The 1,226-nt window shown below is 68.9% G+C and carries 1 protein-coding gene; it reads right to left on the reverse strand.

Annotated elements, in window-relative coordinates:
• A partial coding sequence (gene nadA, locus AB0I03_RS26810) for a quinolinate synthase NadA (RefSeq protein WP_360417412.1) occupies positions 1-908 on the reverse strand: 908 nt, incomplete at its 3' end.
• Positions 909-1,226: the final 318 nt, after the last annotated feature.

The following is a 1,226-nucleotide window of genomic DNA, read 5'->3' on the forward strand; positions in this document are numbered from 1 at the left end:
ATGATGTACTCGGTCGAGCCGACGTAGTCCGCCGCGGCCACGACCTCGTGCTTGCACTCGGGGTGGACCAGGACGTTCACGCCCGGGATGCGCGCGCGCACGTCGTTCACCGAGTCCAGGCTGAAGCGGCCGTGCACCGAGCAGTGGCCGCGCCACAGGATCATCTTCGCCGCCCGCAGCTCCTCGGCGGTCAGTCCGCCGTTCGGCTTGTGCGGGTTGTAGACCACGCAGTCGTCCAGGGACATGCCCATGTCCCGCACGGCGGTGTTCCGGCCCAGGTGCTGGTCGGGGAGGAACAGCACCTTGCCGCTCGCGGGGTCCACCTGCTCGAAGGCCCACTCCAGCGCCCGCTGGGCGTTGGAGGAGGTGCAGATCGTGCCGCCGTGCCGCCCGGTGAACGCCTTGATGTCCGCCGAGGAGTTCATGTACGAGACCGGCACCACCTGATCGGCGACGCCCGCCTCGGTGAGCACGTCCCAGCACTCGGCGACCTGCTCGGCGGTGGCCATGTCGGCCATCGAGCAGCCCGCGGCCAGGTCGGGGAGGATCACCTGCTGGTCGTCGCCGGTGAGGATGTCGGCCGACTCGGCCATGAAGTGCACACCGCAGAAGACGATGTACTCGGCGTCCGGCCGGGCCGCGGCGTCCCGCGCGAGCTTGAAGGAGTCGCCGGTGACGTCCGCGAACTCGATGACCTCGTCGCGCTGGTAGTGGTGCCCGAGGACGAAGACCTTCTCGCCCAGCTTGGCCTTGGCGGCGCGGGCGCGCTCGACCAGGTCCGGGTCGGAGGGCGCCGGCAGGTCACCGGGGCACTCCACGCCGCGCTCGCTCTTCGGGTCGGCCTCGCGGCCGAGGAGGAGCAGCGCCAGCGGGGTCGGCTGGACGTCCAGGGGCTGGGCGGTGGTCACGACACGCACCCTCTCTTCTCTGCGGAATGTCCTTGCGGACGGTCTCTGCGGGGACGGCGGGATGCGCTGCGGCACCGCCTTTTCGTCTATTTGACGCTATCTATCATAGCTGGTTCACGTCACTTTGACGATGGCCATAGTGTCGATGTGACGCATCAGCCCCGCGGCCCCATGGGAGCCCGTGTGCGCCGACAGCCGGCGGCGTTCCGCGGCCGGTGTGCGAGCATGAAGAAAGAGAAGGACAGCTCACGGGCAGCCGGAATTAATCCGGGGCGCCGCCGGTTACAGCTGTTCGCAACCGATGGCAAGCGGTCCGTA

Source organism: Glycomyces sp. NPDC021274 (assembly GCF_040641195.1).
In the GTDB taxonomy this organism is placed as follows: Bacteria; Actinomycetota; Actinomycetes; order Mycobacteriales; family Micromonosporaceae; genus Glycomyces.